The organism is Moritella sp. 36, from assembly GCF_018219415.1.
Classification (GTDB): Bacteria; Pseudomonadota; Gammaproteobacteria; order Enterobacterales; family Moritellaceae; genus Moritella.
Window position 1 is genome coordinate 1,855,887 of the sequence record NZ_CP056120.1, and the last position, 25,297, is coordinate 1,881,183.

Annotated in this window: 22 protein-coding genes; 16 read left to right on the forward strand and 6 right to left on the reverse strand. The window is 40.8% G+C overall.

Annotated features, from left to right (window positions below):
• The first annotated feature begins 16 nt into the window (after positions 1-16).
• Genes HWV03_RS08360 through HWV03_RS08370 form a run of 3 tightly spaced genes read left to right on the forward strand, consistent with a single transcriptional unit; the run spans position 17 to position 4,249 of the window.
• Positions 17-694 carry an ABC transporter ATP-binding protein gene (locus tag HWV03_RS08360; protein WP_211679285.1) on the forward strand — a complete coding sequence of 226 codons (678 nt, stop codon included), beginning with the start codon at positions 17-19 and terminating at the stop codon, positions 692-694.
• Between the two features lie 28 nt (positions 695-722).
• A complete protein-coding gene (locus HWV03_RS08365) occupies positions 723-3,158 on the forward strand; it encodes an FtsX-like permease family protein (protein ID WP_211679286.1) in 2,436 nt (811 codons plus the stop codon).
• Positions 3,155-4,249, forward strand: a complete 1,095-nt coding sequence (locus HWV03_RS08370) for a lipocalin-like domain-containing protein (protein ID WP_211679287.1) — start codon at positions 3,155-3,157, stop codon at positions 4,247-4,249. Before HWV03_RS08365 ends, HWV03_RS08370 begins: the two co-directional genes overlap by 4 nt.
• A 57-nt stretch (positions 4,250-4,306) precedes the next feature.
• Here the strand turns inward: HWV03_RS08370 and HWV03_RS08375 are convergent, their stop codons facing one another.
• On the reverse strand, positions 4,307-5,407 hold the full coding sequence (locus HWV03_RS08375; RefSeq protein WP_211679288.1) for a site-2 protease family protein: 1,101 nt from the start codon (positions 5,405-5,407) through the stop codon (positions 4,307-4,309).
• A 401-nt stretch (positions 5,408-5,808) separates the two neighbouring features.
• On the opposite strand from HWV03_RS08375, the gene HWV03_RS08380 reads away from it, so the two are divergent.
• On the forward strand, positions 5,809-6,402 hold the full coding sequence (locus tag HWV03_RS08380; RefSeq protein WP_211679289.1) for a type VI secretion system-associated protein TagO: 594 nt from the start codon (positions 5,809-5,811) through the stop codon (positions 6,400-6,402).
• Between the two features lie 176 nt (positions 6,403-6,578).
• On the opposite strand, the gene HWV03_RS08385 is transcribed toward HWV03_RS08380, so the two are convergent.
• On the reverse strand, positions 6,579-7,127 hold the full coding sequence (locus HWV03_RS08385; protein WP_211679290.1) for a TetR/AcrR family transcriptional regulator: 549 nt from the start codon (positions 7,125-7,127) through the stop codon (positions 6,579-6,581).
• Positions 7,128-7,331: 204 nt separating this feature from the next.
• On the opposite strand from HWV03_RS08385, the gene HWV03_RS08390 reads away from it, so the two are divergent.
• The 6 genes from HWV03_RS08390 to HWV03_RS22740 all read left to right on the forward strand — a co-directional run bounded on the left by HWV03_RS08390 (position 7,332) and on the right by HWV03_RS22740 (position 13,354).
• Positions 7,332-7,949 carry a hypothetical protein gene (locus tag HWV03_RS08390; protein ID WP_211674954.1) on the forward strand — a complete coding sequence of 206 codons (618 nt, stop codon included), beginning with the start codon at positions 7,332-7,334 and terminating at the stop codon, positions 7,947-7,949.
• Between the two features lie 27 nt (positions 7,950-7,976).
• Positions 7,977-8,849, forward strand: a complete 873-nt coding sequence (locus HWV03_RS08395) for an SDR family oxidoreductase (RefSeq protein WP_211679291.1) — start codon at positions 7,977-7,979, stop codon at positions 8,847-8,849.
• A gap of 452 nt (positions 8,850-9,301) precedes the next feature.
• A complete protein-coding gene (locus HWV03_RS08400) occupies positions 9,302-10,585 on the forward strand; it encodes an aminotransferase class I/II-fold pyridoxal phosphate-dependent enzyme (RefSeq protein ID WP_211679292.1) in 1,284 nt (427 codons plus the stop codon).
• 4 nt (positions 10,586-10,589) lie between these two features.
• Positions 10,590-11,051: a hypothetical protein gene (locus HWV03_RS08405; RefSeq protein WP_211679293.1), complete on the forward strand. Its 462-nt coding sequence runs from the start codon at positions 10,590-10,592 to the stop codon at positions 11,049-11,051.
• Positions 11,052-11,375: 324 nt separating this feature from the next.
• Positions 11,376-11,702: a VF530 family protein gene (locus tag HWV03_RS08410; protein WP_211679294.1), complete on the forward strand. Its 327-nt coding sequence runs from the start codon at positions 11,376-11,378 to the stop codon at positions 11,700-11,702.
• Positions 11,703-13,105: 1,403 nt separating this feature from the next.
• Positions 13,106-13,354, forward strand: coding sequence for a DUF6868 family protein (locus tag HWV03_RS22740; RefSeq protein ID WP_446724896.1), 249 nt, complete (start codon positions 13,106-13,108; stop codon positions 13,352-13,354).
• A 449-nt stretch (positions 13,355-13,803) separates the two neighbouring features.
• On the opposite strand, the gene HWV03_RS08415 is transcribed toward HWV03_RS22740, so the two are convergent.
• Positions 13,804-14,487 (reverse strand): aspartate/glutamate racemase family protein, encoded by a 684-nt coding sequence (locus HWV03_RS08415; protein ID WP_342357629.1) that lies wholly within the window; start codon positions 14,485-14,487, stop codon positions 13,804-13,806.
• A 159-nt stretch (positions 14,488-14,646) separates the two neighbouring features.
• On the opposite strand from HWV03_RS08415, the gene HWV03_RS08420 reads away from it, so the two are divergent.
• The 3 genes from HWV03_RS08420 (at position 14,647) to HWV03_RS08430 (ending at position 19,832) form a co-directional block, all read left to right on the forward strand.
• Positions 14,647-15,564 (forward strand): LysR substrate-binding domain-containing protein, encoded by a 918-nt coding sequence (locus HWV03_RS08420; RefSeq protein ID WP_211679296.1) that lies wholly within the window; start codon positions 14,647-14,649, stop codon positions 15,562-15,564.
• A gap of 496 nt (positions 15,565-16,060) precedes the next feature.
• Positions 16,061-18,739: a hypothetical protein gene (locus HWV03_RS08425; protein ID WP_211679297.1), complete on the forward strand. Its 2,679-nt coding sequence runs from the start codon at positions 16,061-16,063 to the stop codon at positions 18,737-18,739.
• 79 nt (positions 18,740-18,818) lie between these two features.
• Complete coding sequence (locus HWV03_RS08430) at positions 18,819-19,832, forward strand: lipase family protein (RefSeq protein WP_211679298.1); 1,014 nt, start codon at positions 18,819-18,821, stop codon at positions 19,830-19,832.
• Positions 19,833-19,959: 127 nt separating this feature from the next.
• On the opposite strand, the gene HWV03_RS08435 is transcribed toward HWV03_RS08430, so the two are convergent.
• Complete coding sequence (locus HWV03_RS08435; RefSeq protein WP_211679299.1) at positions 19,960-21,171, reverse strand: MFS transporter; 1,212 nt, start codon at positions 21,169-21,171, stop codon at positions 19,960-19,962.
• Positions 21,172-21,282: 111 nt separating this feature from the next.
• Between HWV03_RS08435 and HWV03_RS08440 the strand changes: the two genes are divergently transcribed.
• Positions 21,283-21,411 (forward strand): hypothetical protein, encoded by a 129-nt coding sequence (locus HWV03_RS08440; RefSeq protein WP_255547125.1) that lies wholly within the window; start codon positions 21,283-21,285, stop codon positions 21,409-21,411.
• A 145-nt stretch (positions 21,412-21,556) separates the two neighbouring features.
• Here the strand turns inward: HWV03_RS08440 and HWV03_RS08445 are convergent, their stop codons facing one another.
• Positions 21,557-22,723, reverse strand: coding sequence for a methyl-accepting chemotaxis protein (locus HWV03_RS08445; protein WP_255547126.1), 1,167 nt, complete (start codon positions 22,721-22,723; stop codon positions 21,557-21,559).
• A gap of 230 nt (positions 22,724-22,953) precedes the next feature.
• On the opposite strand from HWV03_RS08445, the gene HWV03_RS08450 reads away from it, so the two are divergent.
• Positions 22,954-24,048, forward strand: a complete 1,095-nt coding sequence (locus HWV03_RS08450; protein WP_211679300.1) for a YdcF family protein — start codon at positions 22,954-22,956, stop codon at positions 24,046-24,048.
• A gap of 218 nt (positions 24,049-24,266) precedes the next feature.
• Here HWV03_RS08450 and soxR read toward each other — a convergent pair whose 3' ends face one another.
• On the reverse strand, positions 24,267-24,728 hold the full coding sequence (soxR, locus tag HWV03_RS08455; RefSeq protein WP_342357633.1) for a redox-sensitive transcriptional activator SoxR: 462 nt from the start codon (positions 24,726-24,728) through the stop codon (positions 24,267-24,269).
• 102 nt (positions 24,729-24,830) lie between these two features.
• Between soxR and HWV03_RS08460 the strand changes: the two genes are divergently transcribed.
• Positions 24,831-25,265 (forward strand): RidA family protein, encoded by a 435-nt coding sequence (locus HWV03_RS08460; protein ID WP_211679302.1) that lies wholly within the window; start codon positions 24,831-24,833, stop codon positions 25,263-25,265.
• Positions 25,266-25,297: the final 32 nt, after the last annotated feature.

Below are 25,297 nucleotides of genomic sequence, written 5' to 3' on the forward strand. Positions count from 1 at the left end.
TCAAAAAGGAGTAACAGTGCCATTAACCATTGAGGCTCTTAGCCACCAGGTCTCGGACGGCCATGGCCAGCGAAAGTTGTTGTCAGATCTATGCTTAGCCGTGGGCGAAGGGGAATGTATTGGCCTGATGGGGGACAGTGGCAGCGGTAAAACTACCTTACTTAATCTTATTGCTGGGTTAGAGCCGATACAGCAAGGACAGATCACGCTTGCAGGGGTTCAACTGGCACAGGCGAGTGAACAGCAGCTCAGTGAACTGAGAAAGAAACAGTTAGGAATCATTTTTCAACAATATAATTTATTATCGAGTTTGTCGGTTCAGGACAATATTGCTTTTAGTGCCCGTTTGGCTGGGCGCTACGATACTGTTCTGTGTTATAACTTGGCTCAACAGTTAGACATCCACTCTTTATTAAATCAATATCCTTCGACGCTTTCTGGTGGCGAGTTACAACGTGTGGCGATTGCCAGAGCGATGAGTGCACAACCTAAATTATTACTTGCCGATGAGCCAACGGGTAATCTCGATGACGATAATAGTAGCCGTGTCGTGGCATTATTAGTTAAATTAGCTAAATCCCACAATACCGCACTCGTACTGGTTACTCATAGCTATAACGTTGCGGCCAAAATGGATAAGATCTATCAATTAGCGGATGGTCAGCTAAGCTTAATCAACCACGTCTATAAATAGAGATAATCGAGTTGGGGCGGTAGAGACGATGACGGATGGTAATGCTATTAGTTTCATCCGCAGAGTAGACGGGCAAGAATTGTGGCTGGCATTACAAACCCAGATTGCAGAATATAATCATCATCGCTTATTACATTTGGGTTTCATTTTCAGCTTAGCCATCGCTACCAGCACCTTGCTTTGTATTCTGGTCTTAAATCATGCGAGCAAACAACAATATAGCCAAGCCAATGCACAGTTAACGAGTCCTATCGGTTTTTATATTGTCGCTGAGCAAGGTGGTCGAGTGAGTAAGAGTGACTTTGCTCACTTGCGCAGACAAGGCTTCACTCACATTACGCCAGTATTAACATTTCGAAAGAATCTTGCGAATGGCGAACGTTTGAAGTTCCTTGCTATTGATATGCTAGGGCTGAGTATTGCTAATCCTGTCCAATTCAATCATCAAGCCGTTTTGTTCACTAAAGCGCATTTGGCGTCACTGGATGTTGATATCGATATCAACCCCGACGTTAATTCTGTATTGATATTGGCTGACAAAACCCCCATTCCCATTCGTTTAACCACAAGCGAACAATGGGGTCGGGTTGCACTGCTTGATATTGCACTCGCTTGGCAGTTATTTCCCCAGCAGATTGATTTTAGCGCGTTAATGGTGGCGCCATTGACAGCACCGCAGAAGCAGGCGTTAGAGGCTGCATTGCCCGCGCATTTATCCCTCAATGAACCTTGGTCATATCAAGAACGCAGTGGATTTGCCGATGCGCTGCACCTTAACTTAATGGCATTGGCTGTTTTAGGATTTATTGTCAGTATGTTTATTGCGTTTCAGGCTGGTGAGCAGGCTTGGCATAAACGTGCTGAATTAGCGATGCAGTTACGTTTGTTGGGGGTTGCACTACATACGATCAAAATAGCCATGTTGCTTGAAGCGTTATTTCTGGTGTTTGTTGCCAGTATTGTCGGGGTATTGATTGCCGTCGCGTTGGTGACTGTGTTGTTGCCCTTATTGGGCCTCACGTTTAGCCAGCTTTATTCGCTGAATATGAGCGGTCACTTTGCTTGGCAATGGCAATACGCATTATGGGCGTTGCTTATTTCATCTGTTGCGGTATTACTGGCATTAACAAAACAATTTAAACGGATCAGTACTGCGCATGTTACTTTTTCTACAAGTACGGTAACAGGCTACCTTCCTCGATTGGTCACGTTAGCGGGAGCGGTTATTCTATTGCTGTTATTTAGCGGGTGGCCGAGCCAAAGTTGGTATCAGATCATGGTTAAGTATGGCCTATTATTGAGCGCGAGTGTGGTGTTTTTACCCCATTTTTTACAAGGCATGTTATTTTTAATTGGGCTGTGTGTGAGGTCTTTTGGATTTAACGCTTTCCGGGTTTACTATATTTTTCAAGATGCCAGTAATCAGATCAGACTACGTTACTTACCTCTAGCTGCTTTTTATCTTGCGTTAACAACCAGTATTGCAGCCGCTTTAATGGTACACAGTTTTGAGGGGGCGTTTGTGCGCTTTCTTGATCAACAATTAAGTGCAGATTTACTTATCCGTTATCATCATGGCCAAAAACCACAGGTGGAAGATTGGCTGCAAAATAACAATGATATTGATGAATATACTCTGCATCAGCATACTTGGGCGAGGGTAGAGAATGACGCCGTTAAAGTATCCAGTTATCAGTCACCCCAACAGCTGTCATCGCTATTATTAAAGTTGTTATCGACTAAGATTAAGCAGGGGTGCTTTATTAATGAACAGCTCGCGCTTAAACGCCAATTGGCCGTTGATCAATTAATTCATTTTCATCAAGGGGATATGCAATACAGCTGTCACATTCAAGGTGTTTATTATGAATATGGCTACCCGGGTTTTTCACTGACGTTAGATACCGCACAAGCTAATCGGTCATTTACGGGCTGGATTTATAGTGGTTTCGGTGTGTATTTTCGTTCCGGTACTGTTATCGATAAACAAGCTATGGGCTTGGCGTTGGGATTGGCCGATGATCAAATCTATGAACCCTCACAAGTAAAAAAAATAGCGCTGAAGGTATTTGCACAGACCTTTGTATTAACGCAGTTGATTGCGGTTATATTATTGGTGATTGCTTGCTTTGGCCTGTTTTTATCGGCTAATGGTTTAGAGCTGGCACGTAAAGCCGATTTATACATTTTGTGCAGCTTGGGTTATAGCAAGGCCGAGCTGTTTGTTCATATGCTGATGCAATGGTGCTTACTTGCTGTGGGCTGCGTACTTTTAAGCTGGCCAATCGCCACAATATTAGCCCATGCGTTGGTGAGTCAGGCATTACCAGCTTCTTTTGGTTGGTCAATGCCACTGATCTTCAATGTGGGGTCCTTTGCTGTCAGCAGCATATTCGGATTGTTATTCTTATTGCCAGCACTCGGTATTCCGCTGTTTAAATTGAATTTAAGGAGTCGCAGATGAAACCACGTAAAATGTTTAAATTGTTCGTGTTTGTAGTATTAGTCGTACTCTTATTATTATCCTGTGGCGAACAAGTCAAAACACTACCTGAGCTGAATAAAAGTCCGCTTAAAGTCGGAGAAGGTGAGGAACTACAATATGCGCAGGCCTTACCTGAGCATCAGTTTCGTTTTCCTCAAGCACATTCGCCACATAAAGATTATCGCCATGAATGGTGGTACTTAACGGCTAATTTAAAGAGTGACTCCGGAATACCTTTTGCTACGCAATGGACGTTATTCCGTACCGCGGTTAATCAGGCGCAGTGGTATTTTGCTCATGGTGCGTTGGCGGATACTAAGGTGCATCTTGCTGCCTTTCGTCAGGGAAGGGAAGAGTTTGCTAATGTGGCTATTACTGAGCAACCTTTTTCTGCTGCAATTGATGATTGGTTATGGCAGTCGTCGGCGGCATTATTACCTGCGCAGCTCAGTTATGGATCTGCGCGTACCGATAATGAAGCGTGGCAGGTAAAATTATCGCTAGTGACTGCGAGTCCATTTTTTCTGCAAGGTGAGCAGGGCTATAGTAAAAAGCATCAGCGTGAGGCGATCGCGAGCCATTATTATTCTCAGCCCTTTATCGACGTAGAAGGTAAAATATTATGGCAAGGACAATGGCTCAATGTGACTGGTTCGGCTTGGTTTGACCGCGAGTGGGGATCGGCAATGCTCGCGCAAGATCAGCTGGGGTGGGACTGGTTTTCTTTGCGTGTATCAACAGATAAAGCCTTGATGATTTACCGTATTCGCTCTTCTGAACAGGATTTTATCTATGGTAGCTTGATGCATACTAATGGCGCTATTGATATTCTTGATGCGAATAATATTAAGTTGGTCAGTCATGTTAACGATAGGCTAGATTATCCCTATGCATTTGACTTACAAGTAGAAAAACAAAGTATTGGTTTAAATGTTGATTTACGCGTGGCTGTGATTAATCAGCAACAGATCATGCGCTTTGGTATTGAATATTTTGAGGGAATGGTCAGTTTTAAAGGTTCTCATGACGGAGAGGGGTTTGTGGAAATGACGGGTTATGTAAACGAGTGAACAATGAAGCCCATTGCAGAAAATCAAGTCGCAATGGGCTGGTGGTACCGCTGGTTATTAGCTTTGTAATATCTGCAGTGGCAAGGAGAGTAACTCATCGCCCATACCGGCAAAGTACCAAATTACGCCAATAAGTGCGCCTACTGTTGCCATATACCAGGTAGCGGAAAACAGCTGCCCGTATCTGTCGAGGGGTAATAAATGGCTTTGATGACGGCTACGCCATTCAAATACGATCTCGACGCTACCAATTAACAGCATGAAGCCAAGCAGGGCTAGGCCTAAGCTATAGCTGATGAATACCCCGGCCACGGCTCCAGCGATACAAGCAACTAGGCCTACGACGCTGTTCATCGAAAAGCTAATGCTTTTTAGGATGTGGCCACCATCGAGCGGTAAAATCGGTAACAAGTTAAATAGATTCAGCAAGGCGTTAAAGCTGGCCAGTCCGGCAAAGAATATTTCCCCTGTTAGCCAGTAGGCGACAAGAGACAGCAGCGACATGAGCAAGCCAAAGGTGGGGCCCATAATCGAGATCACCACATCTTGCCAACGGGTATTAATCTTATCATCACCTAATGCTAACCCGCCCATAAACGGGATCAGGTAAATGCCTTTGGTCTTCATACCAAAGTATTTCATGGCTTTAACATGGCCGTATTCATGAAACACCAGACAAGCAATCAAGGCGAGGGCAAACTGCCATGAAAATAGCCATGAATAAGCAGCCAGACTGGCGCCGGCCAGCACTACCTTGATAACCTTGGCACTCTTCAATAACTTTAACGCCAGCGAGCCTAAACCAATTAAGCTAAACTTTTGCTTTGCAACAACTGGATGTTGCGGGGTTTGCCGTTCAATATCTTTTGTGTCGCGCTGGCCTTGGTTAATGAGCTGTTCATCAACATACAAGGCGTAGTCTATTTTAAAGGGTTGCCAGAGTAGCTCGGTGGTTAGCTTTATAAGGATGCTGGCTGGTGGTTGCGTATCATCGCTGTGTTGGTTGAGTTCAAATTCATGGGTTTTACTGCCCTCATTGTCACTAGAGGCGTTGATCACCGACACGAGTTTGTCGTCCCAAAATACTTGTTGCCAGCCTGCTAGCGAGCCTTCTAGCCGCAGCGATTTGCCAAGGCAGTCAATGTTTAATAATTCCAAGTTAAGCCTTTATATCTATGCGGTCGTGATGCCGAGTAATAGAGTTTAAGTTACTGTCGTGACAGTATGTTTGCCGACGGCAGAGTATAGCAAAAAGTATAGCAAAGAGAAAAACGCGATGACAGTACCAGCTGAATGGATTTGCTCGACGTTATCTGTACGTGAGGACTATTGTTCTCATTTGGTTACTTGCCTTTTGGTCATGTCTTTTGCAATTGTTGCAGGCTTAGATTCGAGGTCGTAAACTTATCTGATGAAAGGTCAAAATAAGCAGAAATGCGGCGTACCGCACGAGAGTAATCATCAATAGTCGCTGGCCGTTTACCTTGCAGCAATAAATTGGTAAGGTATTGTTCATAAAGAGTATTAAAGCGTTAAGCATCGCAAGGATAGAGCTGAAGATGATGAGACAAATTTTACTGGTAGCAGCCTCACTGTTGTTGGCTGCAAACGCTAGCGCTGCAATAACTGAAAAAGAATATGCTAAATGCGCTATTGTTGAAGGGGATCTGGTTAGACTTGAGTGTTTTGATAATTTGGCTGTAGCTAAAAAGCTTAATGTCCGTCAAGTTAAACCAGCGTCGTTCGTGGGCAAAGGAAAGTGGTATGTATCCGTAGATGGTTCTAAGGCCATCACATTGACTTTGAATGCTGATTCTGGAAAAAACCGATGGGGTAAACCGGTTTCTCTGGTTGTAAGGTGTAAAAATAATACAACAGATCTCTATATTGGCTGGAACGACTATCTTGGTCTCGAAGCTTCGGTTCTGACCCAAGTCGGTACGCATAAAGCAATGATTCAAAACTGGAGTATGTCTACTGACAAAAATACCACATATCACAACGAGCCAATTCCTTTCATAAAAGAGATGCTTGATTCTCCTAAGTTAGTGACTCAAGTAACGTTGTACAATAAAAGCGCCATTACAGCTGTTTTCAATACCTCTGGTTTAGAAAATATCATAAAGCCACTTAGAGAACGTTGTGGCTGGTAATTTGTATCAATAACTTAGTGTGATTATTCAGCAACGGATGACGCTGCTGAGTTTGCGATACTTGTCGTTATGGCAGAGTAGAGTAGAGCAGAGCAGAGTGTAGAACGGTTCGGGGCAGAAAGTGTCAGTACCCTTGGTCTAATTCGCTCCTTTTCCAGAGCAAAAAAGAATATCCGCTAGCTCGCATCCCCCCCTGAAAGTTGGAGGATCCAAGACGCTATCTCTTCAATTTTGGTTTGGTTGCCATTTAGTAGTCGGGTCATTAAACCACCAAGTAACAAAGCATACGCCTGATTAGCATTCCCTCTGCCTACGATTTTATTTAGCTCAGCTAGGAATTTGCTGTCAGCCATTTTTAGAAGCTTATCATTCGCTATATCTTGGCTGTCCCTATTTTTGACATAGTCCAGTAGCACCGTCATTTCGCCCTTAAAACGGCTATCCAAGGTCTTTATCAATTGGACTATGGCTTGCTCCTTGTCTTCAGGTAGAGCTGAAGTACTATCTACGCCATAAAGTGAGTGTGGCTCTAGCACAAACTCTGTACAGGCGGTAAATAACTCTTCTTTACTTGAAAAGTAATGATAAAGAGCGCTTTTGGATACACCCAATGCTTCTGCAATGCCTCGCATTCCTAACCCGTTCAGCCCGTGTTCTGAAAAAATATCAACTGCTTTGGTGATTAATTTATTACGGTATGCTTCTCGATCTACGATTTTTGGCATGGTTTCGCCCCTTTTAAAGTCCCTAGGACTATATTCTCATTTCCTTTAAAAGTCCACTGGACGATAAAAACCAACATTTAAAAGACCAGTTGGACTAAAAACATTGACAAGATCCAAATTGATCGGTTAATCTTATTTGGACCGATCGGACTAAATAAGGTTGTATATTGCTCGTCCGTAATAATTTCAAATGAAGGGGACAACATGACCAAAGATCAAATAACCTTAAAAGGTGCACCTATTAACTGGCAGTGCAACGGGAAGTTTAATTTCACAACAGGCTATGGTGCGACTAAAGCTGAGAGTGCAATTGCAAATTATGCTGCATTCATAGCACCAGCAATCCTATACTTTTTTGCGTGGAAAGAGCTTGATTGGAGTGTATTACAAATTATCGTAGCAGCCGTTTTAACCTTGGATATGATTGGTGGTGTGCTAACAAACTCGCTTGGTTCAATGAAGCGTTATCTTTATACCGACCAAAACCTAGATGTTAATTGGCTGGGAAAACTGGTTAGAAGTAAATTTCTATTCCCAGCTATCCACTTTCAATTGTTTGCGATTCCACTGTGTTTTGACATCGCATGGTCTTATGCCTTCTTTTGGTATGGCATGATGATGGTATCAATTGTATTTATTCATTTTATACCTTTGTACCTACAACGCGCTGTCGCATTGTTGATCGTAATGCTATCGATCATTCTTGCTCAGCTTATACCTTCCCCTGTCGGTCTTGAGTGGATAGCTCCAATTTTCATAATGAAGTTAGTACTTTCTCATGGCGTAAGAGAAGAACCGTATCGCCGAACATTAGCGGAGTAATTAGCCGTAAAAGGTAAGGAAAATATGATGACGACATCAAAAAAGGTTTTAGTTGTGGGTGCGACTGGCTACTTAGGCCTACATATCGTTAAGCAACTACAAGAGCGTGGACAGGACTTTGTTGCGCTGGCTCGCAACAAACAAAAGTTACTAATAAACGGGGTAAATGAAGCACAGATTATTGAGGTGCAAGTTACTAACCAGCAACAACTTGAAGGCATTTGCAATGATGTCGATGTCGTTATCTCTTGCTTAGGTATTACTCGACAGCAAGATGGTTTGAAGTATATGGATATCGACTACCAAGCCAATCTAAACATTCTGCTAGAGGCTGAAAAAGCAGGAGTTGAGAAATTTATCTATATTTCAGCGCTCAATGCGCCAAAATATTCCAATGTTCGTATGTTGAGAGCTAAAGAAAGGTTTTCTATACGCCTACTCAGCTCAGAAAGACTACAACCATGCGTTATTAGACCAAACGGCTTCTTCTCTGATTTAGAAGAAATCTATCACATGGCAACCAAAGGTAGTGTTTACTTGTTTGGCTCTTCATCGATAAAGTTAAACCCAATTCATGGTGAAGACCTCGCTGCATTTTGTATTGAAGCTATTAATTCTAACTTGAAAGAACTAGACATAGGTGGCCCTGAAGTATTAACAATAACTCAGATTGCACAGTTTGCTTTTGAAGCACAGTATAAAGACGTGAATATTATTCGATTACCTGACTGTCTAAGGCGTTTAACTTTGTGTTTAATGAAACACCTACCTGAGAAATGGGGTGGTGCTGCTGAGTTTTTCTTAACTGTTATGGGAAATGACAGTATTGCTCCAACCTATGGAGAGCGTAAAATTAGGGATTACTATACGGAAGTATTTACGGTGGTAAACCAGCCATGATAATAAAGAGTCTTAAGAAAGTCTAAAATGTTTCGGGGCAAAAATATCTCAGAGATGAGCGATGTACTGAATGTTTTCTTGCAAGTTCTGCATAAAATAATGCTGGCAACTCAAATAACGAGTGAAAGATATCGTCCATTTTCTTGTAAATCGACCACCGATGAAAATGGTGGTTGGTACGTTTTGGGATACAAAAAGTTATTCAAGGATAGCTAAATTAGAAAAGTCACTGGCTCGTTTTTGTCCAAATATGGCTTAGGCAATACCTTTTATTCATGTTTTAACTTAGATAAGTGCATTTTCAACGTTAAACAATCGTGACGAAAGGCTTTGAATTATCAACTTACAACCACAACACCAACTTGTTAACATCCAGTCTTTAGTATTAATAATTGACCATCCCCAAAGTGTTATGCTAAATATATAACATCATATATATAAAGGGATTTATTATGAAAGATACAACTTCAATTAATTGGGGTTTAATTGCAAAAAAAGCTGCGACATCCGACATCTCACTAAAAGAAAAAGTGACAGCCTGTGATGAAGCTGTAGATAAGCTGATCCAAAAAGACTTATTTTCTTACAATCGTTATGTTGAACATGGCCACGCTGCTAACTCAATAGTGTGTGACCCAGATAATAATACCAAACGTGAATGTGTTTCATTTGTCACCAATCATTATTTAGGACTTAACAGACATCCCGAAGTGATTGCGGCAAGTGTGAGAGCAACAAAAGTATACGGAACAGGCACAGGGACTTCCGCTATGGCTGGCGGTCTAATTGATTCACACCATTTTTTACAAAATAGCTTAGCTGAATTTGTAGGAAAAGAATGTGCAATGTTATTTACTACAGGATTTACTGCAAACTTTGGTTTCATCAGTGCTCTTATCACAAAAAACGATTATGTGATATTTGACAAAGAGTGCCATGCCAGTCTTATAGAAGGAATATTGAACACATCAGCTCCATTCCGATCCTTTAAGCATAATTGTTTAGCTAAGCTAGAGGAGAGACTAGCCCGCGCAACTGAAAAGGGATTCAAAAATATTTTTGTTATTATTGAGTCAGTTTACTCGCTAAGCGGTGAAGAAGCCCCCATAGAAGAAATATGTCGCCTAAAACAAAAGTACGACTTTTATTTATTCGTAGATGAAGCTCACTCATTCGGCATCTATGGTGAGTATGGACAAGGGCTAGTGCATCAAAAAGGGTGTACCAATCAGGTAGACTTTATAATGTCGACTTTATCTAAGACTACAGCATCACTAGGAGGGTTTGTTGCATGTGATAAACGTTATATCAACTATTTGCGTGTTATCTCAAGGCCGTTTATGTTTCAGGCTACTTTGCCCCCTTCATCCACTAGTGCTGCACAAAAAGCACTAGAAGTACTGTCTACAGATAACTCTTATCGCCTGAAATTGTGGAAAAATAATGCGTATTTAAGACAAGCGCTCCTCGAAAAGGGGTTTAATTTAGGTGAAAGTACAAGCCCTATTATTCCTGTTTATGTCAGTGACCATGAAAAGTTACAGGATCTATGTCGGGAATTACTCAATAATGGTGTTTTCACTACCGTTATTGCTTACCCTGCAGTGGGCAGTACAGAAGGGAGGCTTCGCTTCATCGTGACGTCAAGTCACACTACAGAGCAGCTAGACTTTGCAGCCGATGCTATGACTAACGTAGCTCTTGAGCTTGGTATTCTGAAATCTAATGAGACCTAACCTGATGAAAAAACTTTCTTATAGTACATTGTTAAGAATGAGTGCTATTTATGACATTGTGATAATTATCCCTTTCATATTACCAGCGTGGGCTATCTGGCATATTGGCAATTTTTCATATATCCATGAAACTTTGTCATTATCAGGGACTGTGCCTGAATTTGACTACTTTCACTTACTATTTGTTAGCTTACTTGCAACATTGGTTTTGACGTGGTCGACTCTAAGGGTCTGCTACCCGATGGTTATACTGGGGCTATATGACGGAGTCGCAAGGCTGATCTTTGCTGTATGGATGGTTATCTATATAACGAATTTTAATGTTTCTGGTGTGATTTGGTTTTACTTTGTCCCTGAAGTTATATGGGGTATTTTGCAGCTATTCGGTTATTGGAAAATAGTAAAAGAACAAGGTTTCAATAATGGTCATGCTTTAAAACATGAACAAAAAGAGGCGCTCAAATGAGCGCTAATACCGCTTTCTATGATGCGATTCACATACTTTAAAGCCCAAAATATAGCACAGTTCTAATCATTTAAAATAAAGCCCGAATAGAAATATTCGGGCTTTATTATTGATGGTGAATTAATATGCTAACAATATTTTCCTGTCTTAATTATGCATATTTCTGACGTTAGTTTACTTATTCTTTAAAGATCTGCAGTAAGCTCATTGGGTACATTAGCTTTTCCATAAAGTTATTGGTGCACTTTCACCTGAGTTAAACGCATAAGTCTGTCAATATTTAGGAAACTTGTTACAATGCTATTTTTTGATTTTAGGTAGACTATGAATAATAGTAATGATCCGCTACACGGCGTGAAACTTGAACAGATTCTAACCGAGCTAGAGAAGAAAATTGGTTGGGATAAGATGGGGGAATTACTTAATATTCGTTGTTTTACCAATAAAGCGCGTCTTAAGTCAAGTTTGAAATTTCTGCGTACAACCCCTTGGGCACGCAGTAGAGTTGAAATTTTATACCTAAAAACATTTTGTAGTAAGCATAAAGAAACGGGGAAATTAATCAGGGCGATACTCGCCCAGAATACAGCAGTAGCAGAAACGACTTCCACCAAGCCAGCTCCCTTTGTTTGGCCAACATCGAAAAAATAGACTTATGTCGCACTGAAGACATAAGTATTTGAAAATCTTGTATGCTTTTATCTATTCAAAATAAGACCGTATTCATGATTACATCTCTGCTGCTAGCGATTAAACGCTAAACCTCAGAAATTAAAAAAGCCTTAATCTGATATATCGTGATTAAGGCTTTTTTGTGGTTATTATTTAAAGCTGCTTTTACTGTGTGCTATTATTTTTTTAATCTTTCAATAGCGGTCTTCAATGCTTTACGTTCACGTCTACGATTGGTTTGCAGGTGATAATAATATTCAACAAATTCTTTATATGCAGTACTTCTTAGGACTATGGTGCACAGTAATGGGCATAAAATACTTACCATGTGTAAAGGCCAATCTGCTAGCCACTGAACAAGATTGCACCAAAACTGCCATTAGCATTAAGCATCATCTCCAAAGCGAATACTGATAAACCGCCACCCATAGTTAACAGCATAATAACCGAGAATCAAATTATCGCAATCTAAAGTAGCTGAAGTATTAGGTTTGGGCATTGCTACAGTGAAAAGACATTGGAATAAAGTGCAATAGCACTAAGCCGTTTATGCCCCAAAGTGAGTTAGAGCCTCTACTCACCAACTATATATCCACATCGGTTACCATACATTTTATCATGCAAAATTGATCGGCTGAGTTGATCATATTTATGAATAAAGAAAATTTTCGATATATATTGTCCCAGCAGCTCTAGTTTTAATTTTTGTATTATCTCTGTTTACGGCCAGACGTAATTATAAAATTGCAGCTTTTAAAATAGTCCTCGCTTATTCAATGTATAGTGCAATGTTTGTTGGTGTCTTGCTCCCATTTGGGCAAGCAATTTCATTTCTATTTGAGTCAGGCTTTAATTTTCAAAGTTGGCAAAATATATATGGTAAATGGGCATTAATTCAATTTGGTTCAGGTATCGTGTTTAGTATAATATCGCTCCAACATTTATGTTCGAGACTATTCTTAATGAATATATGTTTGGGCTTTTAAATAGTTATCTTTCCAATAGGAGCGATTTGTTTTTATGTTTACCTTTTTAAAGTCCCCGATTAAAGTAGGAAAGTAGGAAAGTAGGAAAGTAGGAAAGTAGGAAAGTAGGAAAGTAGGAAAGTAGGAAAGTAGGAAAGTAGGAAAGTAGGAAAGCAGGAAAGCAGGAAAGCAGGAAAGGTAAAAGGAACTTTGAATCTTTAAAAGTTGGAGATTATTTTTCCGATTCTTGGTCAAAAGGTTCATTTGGTCTCCTATATAAGCGAAAATAATACATAACAAACGCATCAATATGGAGGTCTCACGCTTGGTTGGTGCTCATTCTTCGCTAAGTATAACCAAGCTAATCCGCCCATTATGCGGGCGTTGGTACTTAAATAAAAATAAGGATATATAATTATGATCACACTTTCACAATTAACAGAGCTTCTCGGGTGGGTATCAATACTAAATATTGGGATGCTGCTTTTCGCTGCTTTTGTGCTGATTATAATGAAACCATTCGTCACAGGTCTACACAGCAAACTATTCAGTGTCCCCGAAGAAGAACTGCCGAAAATCTATTTCAAGTACTTAGCAAATTATCAAACTTTCACTCTCATATTCGCAATTGCACCATACATTGCTCTCAAAATAATGGGTCAGTAAAGTGCTTAACAAGGCCCAGAAAAAATGATCTCCGGTAAGGGCGGCGTTGATGTAAAAGTCGTTTTACTTTCAGTAATGCGAAACGTCCTTATTGAAGCATTAGCTCTAAGCCGTTTCTGTCCAATAATGAGTTAGCTAGCCTTGCTAACTCAAAATCGTCCCTTTCTTTGTTAACGTAATTACTCGGTTGTAGATCGCGCAACAATAGTCACTTCTCCGTAATCTTGTATATCTATTCCTGCAAGAGATACAAATCGTAGGCGTTTGATTGATCACTATTTCCAAAAAAGAGCCAATAATACCGAGAAAAAAATAACGAGTAACACAAGTGCTCTGAATTCGACCACATTGTTATTTTTCATTTTTTGACACGAATGAGAAGTTGAACTCTGCTCTTGATAGCTTCTTTTGTGCAGTTCTGAAATGAAATTGTGATAGTTAATCATAGATTATAGACTCAATGCGCTGTTAACAATTACTCTACAATGTATTTCTGTTGTAGAAAACAAAGGTACGCCCTGCCATAAAGGTTCGGTTATCAGTAGTGGGATCTCTGTACACCCCAAAATAATACCTTGTGATCCCTGGTCGATTAACTGTTCGATGATGCTGTAGAACTCATTTTTTGTTTCCAAAGTAAATTGATTGAGAACTAACTCAGATACAATCTTTTCTTGCACTAAGTTACGCTCTGAAGTGTCAGGGATTATTGGAGCAACACCATACTTGAGAAGCTTCTCCTTATAAAAGTCTCCTTCCATCGTTGCCTTAACACCCAATAAACCAGCTTGATATATGTGCTGACCAGAAAGAGTTGCAGCGGTAGCTTCAGCAATATTTATTAGCTCAATACCATGAGCTTCTCTTATTGCATCTTCGAAACGATGCAGTCCGTTAGCGCATAAGGCAATAACTTCCGCATCAGCATTTATCAAGCTTCCGACAGCATCAACTATCATTTCTTCACAAGCCTTTTCAGTTTCATCTTCTTTTTTCTTATCCAAAAACTCTCGTTCATCCAGACTTTCAATAACCAAACGAGCAGAGGAATGTCCACCGAGTTCTTGCCTGACCATCGCGTTGATAAGCCTGTAGTATTCGAGTGTTGAGACATAGCTCAACCCTCCAACCAATCCAATTTTTTTAATAAGCTCTCCTTAACCAACAAATGGTTGTAACTACAAAATTTTATATAGCTACATTCCTAAAGGTCTTTGATTTTATAGTTATTATCCACTAATCTTTTATAAATTACGAACGATGGTTTCTAACAGGACATATAAGAACAGCTTATGGACAAAAGACTACACTACTTAAGTAACCTGCGTTATCTTGAGGCTGCTGCACGACTGGGAAGCTATAGCAAAGCAGGGTATGAATTATGTGTTACCCAAGCTGCGGTCAGTCAGAAGTTAAGGCAACTTGAGGTAGAATTAGGCTGTAAACTATTCATTCGTAAAGGGCGAGATATGGTGCTGACGGCTGAAGGTAAGAGGCTTTATGAAAAAGTATCTCAGGCGTTCGAAATAATTACTGAGGGATTAAACGCTACTCAGCCCGAGCCGATAGCAGGTGTACTATCGGTTGCTACAACGCCTTCTTTTGCTTCCCGATGGCTAATGCCTAGGCTGTGGAAATTTTCTATAGAGTACCCCGAAACACTCATACGTATTAGCTCTTCTATTAAACCGGAAGTAGGACTTGCAGGTGAAGTTGATGTAGCAATCGGTGAGGTTGGAAGTAATGACGATTCATCCCTCGTCAGAGAGCACTTGTTCGATGAGCCAGTGTTTCCAGTATGCTCTCCAGAACTTGCTAACAATATGAAACTTACCGAGCCTAAGCATCTTCTTGATTGTTGGTTGATTAAAGGGATTCGCAATCACCACTTCTCTTGGGAAGAATGGTTCCAAAAAGCTAATGTCGATATTAAAAAAAGAGCTTTTCAGTCGATGGAAGTTGAAACAATAGATATGGGGTTAAATGCGGTAATTGCAGGCCATGGTGTCTGTCCAGGAACAGATAGCCTAGCCGGAGACTTTATCGAAAGAGGGTTACTCGTAAAGCCATTTGATATAAGCCTACTACCAGGCGTTGAGTACTCAGCAGTATATCATTCAGGTTCAATCAGAAAGTCTCGCATTTCTGTGTTTATCAAATGGTTGAAAAAAGAAGCTTTGATACATCAATCACTCAATAATTGTGCTTAAAAATTTGTTGCGCAATGCACATTATTGTCCAAAGTAATCATAAGCTCCCAAACCAGCTATGCCAACCTCTGGCGTTATTTCCCCCTTTCTGCGTTAGCAAACTAGTATCCTTCGACCGTTTAATTAGGTCGCAATAATTTTTCTAACGGCGAATGTCCAGTTTTTTGTTAGTAATAATTATAAAACCTACGTACCGTACCCCTAAATAATTATACTTATTGCTGAGTAGATCACAGTAAGTGTAATTATAATTACTACTTATTGAATATTAAAAAGTTTCCATGCCATATTAATGTCTTTCTTCTGAATTATTGATGAGGTGGTACATTGCTTAAATTTCATATTACATTCTTATTCACATTTAAAAATCTATCATGGGCAACAATCGTATCTTTTACGAACGTGTAGGCAACTCCTTCGAAAATCACAAAAAAACTACGTGCGGAATGTCGAATAAAACTCTCACTTAAATAATAAATAAGCAAAAAGGGCAAATATGAAAAATGAAACTGCAGTTCAACTGAAGGATGATGCGGGACAGGATCCTGCATCAATTAAAAGAGGCGGTAACGAGGTCGTCAGACAAATAAAAAGATCACCTATACCTACCCCCATACCTATTCAATATGCGGATGAAGTCCGCTTTCAAAAGCCAGAACAGCCTACCTATGCAACCTTGCCCTCAATTTTTTCTATATTGAGTTTGTTGTTTATGGCAGCGTTGTCTAGCGTTATGTTTATTCAGCTGCTCAATCCCTCTGTTACGGGCTTGGCTTGGCTGGGTGATTTGTTTACCTTTTTGAAACCGCCTCAGGCTGGGGCGAATATGGCCGCATGGATGTGGCTACCTTTCTTGTTCACTATCATTGGTAGTGTTTTAGGTATGTTGTTTGAATTGGGTTTGTTACTGAGCGGTCATGCCTTTCAGCAAACGCGAACTAAGTTTGGCGTATTCATTTTAAATCTTCGTCTATTAAATTTAGCCCCTGTGGTTACTACCATCTTCTTTTTTATTACTTGTATGGTTGTGACTCATGCAGACATGCGCTTTGCCATGCTCTATCTTGCGGGCGGCGCCTGTTTTGGTTTGGGTTTCGCTTTGTTCTTTGGCGGTGCACAGGCCCTTGTGGCATTCGCGCTGGCAGGTATTCAGGTTGCTCAAATAATCATGGTGCTAACTGGTACAATCCCAGCAGGCGGAGAAATCATTGCGTGGTTGCTAGTGGGGCAGGCTGCATCGCAGCTAACGGCATTGTTGATCGGTACTGCTACTCCCTGGAGGAGCACAGCCTTCCATACTATTAGTACTATCTCTGGTATTTTACTGTACAGCGCAATCTTAAAAGTGACGGCTGCAGACATTGGCTTTTCTCAGTCAGTTGCAGTGGTGCTACCAGAGGGCTCTTTGGCTCTATGGGGTTTTGTGGGTGCTTGTATTACAGGTTTGGTATTGACGGTGATTTTATTGCCGAAGACCCTCGGTGGTTTCCTCGTCATGTTGAGTAATACGATTTGGTCGCCGGTGTATTTCTTTTTAGTTAGCGCAGACCGTTTTCCTCATCCGCTTAATTTGACGGAAGTTTATGGTGGTAAAAAGCCACCTTCAAAAACCACCTTGAAGCCATACTATCAAGTGCACCCGGAGTTTTTACTGCAGCGTTTGAGTATTCCTGCCGTTGTTAATATAGAGGAATCAGTCACTCTGTTTAAAAAATTGATAAAGACAGCAAGGACCGCTTTCTCTGTCATGGCGATACTGGATCACTACCTGCCTCAAGCGAATGTTAAAATTCCCTTGACCAATAAAAAGCGTATGGCTATTTGGAGCGACGGTTCTGAATACTGGCCTAGCTTGTTTACGAAGAAAATATTTGGTTTACATCTACCCGACGGCGGCAAGGTGGACACAGCGCCTGAGCCTGCGATTGCTGCTTTTAAAGAAGGCCAGTTGTTGGGGTATTTGGCCGAGTCTGGTGTGGCATCGCCTTTCTTAAAGCCTGCTCCAGAAATGGGCGAGGGTATGTTGACCATTGATTTCCGCTTCTTAGAGAACTATGAAACCAAGCCTGATTATGAGTCCTATGGCGGTGCGGCTTACTTTAAAGTAAACAGCACAAAGAAGCGTTTGGAATTGATTTCTGTCGTGGCGCCTCACTCCACTGATGTATTGCTAGCAGACCCGCGCAGCCCTAGCTTCCGTCGTGCGGAAAGCTTGGTATTAGCTTCTATGTATTATCAAGTGATCAGCGGTAAGCACTTGGCTGAAATACATATGACTTATAACCTGGTTGAAGTGGCGATGCATGACGCCTTTGAGGCGCAAGGGCAGTGGGCGCATCCATTCAGAACATTCATGTATTTGCACTTCTTTGCCCATGAATTGGCGGAAGGGATTACTACCGAACACTTGGTTCAAGAGGGCGCGGTATTTAGTCAAATTTTTGCTACCACCCATGATAGTTTGGTGCACCACTTAAACGACTGCTACTCCAACTTCGAGTATGGCGCAGATGAAGATTTTGAAGCGCGTGCTGCGATGCTAACTATGCAGGGTTCTGCGGGTAAGCCCGGCGAGCTATTGCCGAATGCCTGTATTAAGTGGGAGTTAGATTACGCTAAAATCTGGAATGGCTATACCACGGCATTGATCGATATTATTTATACGAATGATGCTGCGGTACAAGCGGATAAGTACTTACAAGATTTCCACGCTGGTTTGTTACAGGTCATGGTCAAGGGTTTACCTGCACGTTACGAGAGCTTCCAGACTAAGGCGGGTGTTGCACGCTTTGCTTCGGACACTATTCACCACACGGTTATTCGTCATCAAGTTTATGGCACAACGGGTATACGTGCGGCTCTGGACCCTCGCATTAGCAAGGTTCAAGTGCCTATGGATGGCGGCACTACCGCTATAAATGAATGGCGTTCTTTGGCATTCGTGGCATTGGCAACCGGCAAGGCTCGATTCACTCTACTGCAAGGTGACTTTACTAACCTGCTCAATGGTGTCGATGCGAAGTATAAGGACGATATGCACAAGGTGTTTGACCAGCTGCAAGAAGATCTTGCTAAGTTAGAGACGGAGTGGACTGCTACGGAAGAAGATAAGCAGCACAACTACAACTATTTCCGTTCAGTACCCTCAGTACTGCATACCGGACCTGGTTATTAATTAACGCGGTAATTAAGTCCCTCTGTTAAGCATTTGCTTGATGGCGGGTTTACCGTGCCGAATGAAAAGGAAATAGATCATGAGTTATTCAAAAAGCCAAACCATGTTGGCCTTTGCTTATATGTCTTACTATGGATTTGATTTAATTGGTCCCGATAAGTGTAATGCTCAAAAAATTGAGAAAGATATTAAGCATGCCTTAATCAGCTGGGCACCTGTTAAAGATGAATGGGAGTTGGTCTGGGGGCCGGGAGTATTTATCTTCGACAATGCCTTGTTTGATGACAACTTAATGTACCTGGTGCGTAATATTAAAGATCCGTCACGTTATGTTATAGGCATACGCGGCACTAACCCGGTGGGGCTGAAAGACTGGTTAATAGAAGATTTTCAAGTGGCTAGCATGGTGCCGTGGCAGTACGGAAAACCTGCAGCTAAGTTGAAACCAAAAATTTCTAAGAGCATTGGAATTGGGATAACCAAGTTACAGGAAATGATTGCGGAATCCGGCGTACCAGGAGAGGGTAAGAGCTTATTAGAATTTTTGCAGGGCGACATTGAGGGTAAAGACGCCGTTGATATCTGCGTGACGGGGCACAGTCTAGGTGGTGCTTTAGCGCCGACACTGGCTTTGTGGCTGAAGGATACCCAGGGCGAAAAACTGCCTGAGAGCGCAAAAATATCGACGGTTGCTTTTGCGGGCCCTTCCGCAGGTAATAAAGACTTCGCCACGTATTCCGATCAGCGCTTTGCAGAGGGCGAGTGTATTCGTGTAGCTAACTCCTTAGATGTAGCCCCCCATGCCTGGAATCAAAAGTCTCTGCGCAAGTTGTTCTTGTTATACAAGTCCCATTTTCTGCTGCCAGGGCCGCTTGTGATAAGCATGATCTCGGCTATGCTAGCCTTGTCGTGGCATAAAGGCTATCAACAAATTGAGGCTGACGCTGAGCCTATACAAGGTCGATTTAAGCCTTTGTTGTATAACTATTTGGCGCAAGGTATATACCAGCATGTGGTGGGCTACCCCGAAGCCATGGGCATGCTGGACGATAATGAAATCCCCGTGTTTGAATTGTTTGCTGGGCAGCTGTAATACTCGGCCGATTAACAAGAGTAGCTCTGCCACTATTAAGTACCACTACTGTCTAGTAGTGGTACTTAAATATTCGTTAAATTTTAATACAGCAAGCAACGACGGTCGTATAGTTTCTATCAATAGACTAGTGACCGATAATTTCAGCTTGATTCAAAAATGTTTTAATATTTGAACGCTGTTTTAAGTGCAGCATTATCACCCCTGCGATCAGCAATACTATCCCGATAATAATGAAACCTAAGGCTGTGAGTTGTAAATAACTTAACAGCGCAATAACGACGTAACTCAAGCTTTGCGCTAGTGTAGAGAACAGTTTTAATCCACCTTCAACGCGTCCTCTTTCTTCCATCGCAATGACATGATGCATCTTATTGGTTCTTGCAATACGATTATATGAATTGAAAAAACCAAGGCCAATAGTAAGTAATATAATCAAAGTAGGGGAAAGGTAAGATCCCATCAAAAGAAGTAAGATCGCCATCACTAGAATTGAAACTATCATTGCATTTTCATGCTCATAACGCCTTAAAAGGCGAGCAATCAGCAATCCACTTAGTAACGCACCTAAGCCATAGCTCATTTCCCATGCCGCAAACCAACTACCACTGATGCCTTGTTCTGCGAAATATATAGGGACAAGTTTTACCAGAAAGGTCAATACTGGATAAGATAAGCAAGATAATGCCAAAAATGCATAAAAGTGTTTTTGTTTAGAAAATATGCTTTTGCTTGCGACAAGTTGCTTAAAGAATGCCTCTTTTAAGGATGGACTGAATTGGCGCTTGTAAGGGATCGCTATATAGCATAATCCAGACAAGAGTGAAGCGAATGTAGCCAAAAATGAAAACTCAAGCATTGACCAGTATTCAAGTAAAATAATCCCTAATGCGCCCGCACCAAGTGTTGTGACTTGCATAACGATTTCTTGATAACTGGATATTTTCGCGTATTCATCCTGGCGATAGTTTTCTTGTGTGAAAGCATTATTACAACTCCACGCTAAATCATTACTTAACCAAAATATTAACTGAGCAAAAGCCAAAAGCCAGTGAGACTGCATACCGTTGTAATAAGCAATGAACACCATCAATGCGGTACTTGATTGTATTAACTGCATGACGACCAACACTTTCTTTCTAGAATGGCGATCTATCAAAGTGGCAAAAAAGGGTGTGAAAACAAATGATAAAGAGGTACAGACCAATGCCGTAATCGCCACAAACAACCCCATCCCTTCTTCTGAAAGCATGATCCATGGTAACGCCATCATAAACATTCCAGATGAAATACCATCAAAAAATCGCGCGAATAGATAGGGAATAGTTCTATTTTTCATTTTATGCTCCATGCTTTTTATTTATATTAGTGCTAGTCTAATACCTCAACCTATGTTGAGGTAAAGTCCTATTTTCATAAACTTAAATATAAAATTAGATAGGGAAATCAGATGGAAATGAGTGTTGGGCAAGGTTGTGGTTGCCTATCTATCAATAAGTGCAAACTAAGAAATCCGCAAGACATCTTAGCTCAGACAGGCAAAGGCGCGGTATTATGGGAAAGCAGTAATTTAACCTAATAGCGTATTCGAATTACTGGAAAATTACACATAACTGCCTTTGGCAAGGTGCGTAAGCTATAATCGGTGAAACGAGTCATTCTCATGTGGCCTCTCTATTAAAGCTTACTCTAGGCTGCTAGCGTTGGTGAAATTAAATTTGGCGTTAGCGAGTTTTAAAACTGCCAAGTTGTACTACAATTTGTGCTGTAGCCTCACTTAGACGATGGCCTTGTTGTTCCAATTCGCTACTGTCATGAGCATTGGAACCCGAGAGGTTTTTAAGTTTTTCAATTTCGCCTGCAACATCTCTCACTAAGCGATTAATGTATTGAATATCTACATTATCTTTAGTTTCATTTTCGCCGATTAATGACAAAATCCCATCTATATTACTACAAGCGACCTCCAATTCTGATTGGCTCGAAGCTGTGTGTTCCGATAGTGAAGTGATGGCTAATGACTGTATTTTCATTTGTTCACCAGCATCGACTACGGCGGCAGAAATATTTGCGATGATTTGGTTAATTTGAACCAGACTTTGTTGAGTCGATATAGCTAAGTTTCTGACTTCATCAGCGACTACTGCAAAGCCTCGGCCATGTTCACCTGCTCGAGCTGCTTCAATAGCTGCATTTAATGCGAGTAAATTTGTTTGATCGGCTAGATTATGTATCACAGATACCACATTCTCGATTGACTTCGTTTGCTCTGAAAGCAGGTTGAATTTACTGTGTAACTCGTCGTTACTTTTGATGTATGATTTCAGTCCTTTGGACATCGACCCCATATTATTGTTGGATATAATTAGTCCTGCGTGGGTTCGTTCTACTTGCAGACGCGTTTCTTCTGCTTTTTCTTGTAGCGCAACAGAAGTACTGTCCAAAGTGTCGATTCTATCCGTCAGATAACCAACATGATTATCCTGTTCTTGAATGCGTGAAGAGATATTTTGTGCTTTTAGTTTAAGGAGCTCTGCAATATCATCCGAGGTATTCGCTTGATCTTGAATATCGACCAACGCATCTTTCACATTTATTCGGAAGGCGTTGATTACATCTAGCACGTTACCAATCTCACTGTTGTAGCGGCTATCTAAGTCGCAAGGGATTGAAAGATCTTTTTTCTCAAAAGATTTCATGTATCCAGTGACATTTTCTAATGAGTCTACTCCCCAGTATTTTTCATCGATGTCGTGGAGGATTAAAAATACTATAACGATATATTGAATGATCTGTGCAGTTAGATTATCAGTTAAAAATAGCGCGTTAATAAACAGTGCAACAGCACCCAGCCAGTGAATAAAACGCATTCGTAAAAATAGTGAGCGCATAAATTTTTCCTATAAATTGTATGGTTACAAGTTCGCTGAGTCTGTATACTCATATAAGTAACATTTTAAATGTATGTTATAGGGTTAATTGAAAAATACAATATAATTCATCATCATACTTCTGTTATAGCGGCTATTAAGGTGATTTCTTAATCGGAGAAACTCTTTGGGTTTATACCGAAGCTTTATCACTGTAGGATAAGACACCTGTTTATACATTCGGTACAACCATGAAAAGCAAATTATCAACACTTACCCTTGCACTTATTCTTTCAAGTTCTATTTATTCAGCGCAAACTGTTGCTGCGTCAGATGTTATTCAGCCGCGAGCAAATTACACGGACATGACATCCCAACGTCAAGTAGTCGATCAACTACTTAACGATGCTTATCAAGCCTTCAAAAATCCAGCTCGTATATCTCATGCTGGTTTTACGGCAAAAATGCCAAGCAATATGGAAATCATCACCAATAACTTGCTTGATGCTTATCAATTAGAACCTTACCGAATCGATTTGCTATTTTCTGCAGCCAATGCTCAGATCTATAACAAGAATGTAGACCGAGCGATTGAATTATTCACCCAAATTTTAAGCGTGGCTCCAGATGACGTAGATGCACACTCTTATTTAGTTATTTGGCAGAATTTTAAAGGCAACAAAAGTGAAGTTTCTCGCCATCTAAACGCATTAGAAGGACTGAATAAAGGACGCGTAGCGGACTTGAAGAAAATCATATCTACCATTGACCGCATTGTCGAAACGCCACTAAGCAATAAAATCAAAAAATCAGCTAAAGGTAATAACGCGATCATAACGTTAGGTTACGCGCTAAATCCAGATGGTAGCATGAACCCAATTTTAATTGACCGACTTAACGCAACCTTGACTATGGCGAAAAAGAACCCTGAGTCCTATATTGTGGTTACTGGTGGCGTGCCTAAAAACCACAAAACCGAAGGTAAATTAATGGCTGATTGGTTAGTGAAACATGGTATTGATTCATCTCGTATTATAGAAGATAACTACGCGAGAAGTACGGTAGAAAATGCACTGTATAGCAGCTACGCTTTGGCTCGTCATAATATTGATCATGCAACGATTATCAGTTCTGCAAGTCATGTTCGCCGCGGACAAACATTATTTGAAGTAGCAAGCTGGCAGACTGGTCCTAAAGGTATCTCCTTTGACACTTATGCTGCGAATGACAGACCATTAGAAGAGCTTAAAGTACCAAGTGATGGTGAATTATTAGGTATTTACCGTGATGCTTTACGCGTATATGGTATGTGGAGCTATCGCTCATATCCTTTAGAGCAGCGTTAATTGCTCTGTCACTCTAAATGATACTAAACTAAAATCGGCTATGTCATTATGAGTGTCATTTCTTGTTCAGAATTGATTTTAATGAATACCATTTTAGATGTCATGTGCTCTCACCGATAGAAATGTCGCTTTTGGTGCACATGGCGCACGTTATGGTTAGTGGAGGGAATGACGAGATCCTTTCGCTATCTAGTTCACAGCCATTAAATGATGGTTAATTATCCATCCACTAACCTCTGTGCACCATCCCCATTTTCATGAAGAATATCATCGGGATTAAGTAAGTGGCATTTCTTCATACTTAAACAACCACAGCCAATACAACCTGTCAGATTCTCTCTTAACGATGCTATCTTTTTCATTTTATTATCGAGATCTTTCTCCCATTTCTTGGCTACTCGCTCCCAATCCTGTTTAGTGGGTGTTTTGTTCATCGGTAGGCTTTCTAGTTCACGTGTAATTTCTTCAAGCGTAAAACCGACAGATTGTGCTACTTGAATTAATGAAATTCTCCGTAACATTGATGTGTTGTACCGACGCTGGTTGCCACTCGTTCGGAACGATAATATTAAATTTTTTGTTTCGTAAAAACGTAGTGCCGAGGTTGCAATTCCACTTCGTTCAGATAGCTGACCGACGGTTAGATAATTTTTATTTATCATGATGTTGTACCATTCCATTGGGATGTTTAAATAGTTTAAATTAAAGCATTGACTTAAAGTTAACTTTAACAATTATACTGCATGCCTCATTAAAAAAACAACGACTATTAGGTTCATAATATGATAAATAATACACTTTCTTTCAGCAATCCTTCTGAACTATTTGACCCAACACCTTATGGCTTTTGTCACACCGTAAAAGCGCCTTCAAATGGAGAACTCGTATATATATCAGGTCAAAGTGGCGGAGAAGGAATAAACCATACATTAAGCGAAGATTTTCGCCATCAAGTAAAGTCGCTATTGAAAAATTTAGAGATTGCGTTGAAATCCCATCAATTAAGCTTCAGAGATGTAATGAAAATAACCATTCTAATTGTTGATCATAATGTCGAAAAATTATCAATCTGGGGTGAAGAAATGAATAAATACTGGATGGTTAATGCATTACCAGCCAGTACATTAATCCCGGTATCAGCACTTGCGCTTGAAGGGATGCAAATAGAGGTTGAGGCCATCGCGTTCAAATCAGAGAACTACAACACCACATATTAAAAGCATGCTGTATAGCTGTTGTTGATTAAATA

Coding starts and splice junctions, on each gene's coding strand:
- HWV03_RS08390 (WP_211674954.1), top strand. CDS start 7,332: ATGACCAAAGATCAAATAACCTTAAAAGGTGCACCTATTAACTGGCAG.
- HWV03_RS08430 (WP_211679298.1), top strand. CDS start 18,819: ATGAGTTATTCAAAAAGCCAAACCATGTTGGCCTTTGCTTATATGTCT.
- HWV03_RS08440 (WP_255547125.1), top strand. CDS start 21,283: ATGGAAATGAGTGTTGGGCAAGGTTGTGGTTGCCTATCTATCAATAAG.
- HWV03_RS08380 (WP_211679289.1), top strand. CDS start 5,809: ATGATGAGACAAATTTTACTGGTAGCAGCCTCACTGTTGTTGGCTGCA.
- HWV03_RS08370 (WP_211679287.1), top strand. CDS start 3,155: ATGAAACCACGTAAAATGTTTAAATTGTTCGTGTTTGTAGTATTAGTC.
- HWV03_RS08435 (WP_211679299.1), bottom strand. CDS start 21,171: ATGAAAAATAGAACTATTCCCTATCTATTCGCGCGATTTTTTGATGGT.
- soxR (WP_342357633.1), bottom strand. CDS start 24,728: ATGGAATGGTACAACATCATGATAAATAAAAATTATCTAACCGTCGGT.
- HWV03_RS08405 (WP_211679293.1), top strand. CDS start 10,590: ATGAAAAAACTTTCTTATAGTACATTGTTAAGAATGAGTGCTATTTAT.
- HWV03_RS08450 (WP_211679300.1), top strand. CDS start 22,954: ATGAAAAGCAAATTATCAACACTTACCCTTGCACTTATTCTTTCAAGT.
- HWV03_RS08395 (WP_211679291.1), top strand. CDS start 7,977: ATGACGACATCAAAAAAGGTTTTAGTTGTGGGTGCGACTGGCTACTTA.
- HWV03_RS08460 (WP_211679302.1), top strand. CDS start 24,831: ATGATAAATAATACACTTTCTTTCAGCAATCCTTCTGAACTATTTGAC.
- HWV03_RS08410 (WP_211679294.1), top strand. CDS start 11,376: ATGAATAATAGTAATGATCCGCTACACGGCGTGAAACTTGAACAGATT.
- HWV03_RS08400 (WP_211679292.1), top strand. CDS start 9,302: ATGAAAGATACAACTTCAATTAATTGGGGTTTAATTGCAAAAAAAGCT.
- HWV03_RS08365 (WP_211679286.1), top strand. CDS start 723: ATGACGGATGGTAATGCTATTAGTTTCATCCGCAGAGTAGACGGGCAA.
- HWV03_RS22740 (WP_446724896.1), top strand. CDS start 13,106: ATGATCACACTTTCACAATTAACAGAGCTTCTCGGGTGGGTATCAATA.
- HWV03_RS08425 (WP_211679297.1), top strand. CDS start 16,061: ATGAAAAATGAAACTGCAGTTCAACTGAAGGATGATGCGGGACAGGAT.
- HWV03_RS08385 (WP_211679290.1), bottom strand. CDS start 7,127: ATGCCAAAAATCGTAGATCGAGAAGCATACCGTAATAAATTAATCACC.
- HWV03_RS08420 (WP_211679296.1), top strand. CDS start 14,647: ATGGACAAAAGACTACACTACTTAAGTAACCTGCGTTATCTTGAGGCT.
- HWV03_RS08445 (WP_255547126.1), bottom strand. CDS start 22,723: ATGCGCTCACTATTTTTACGAATGCGTTTTATTCACTGGCTGGGTGCT.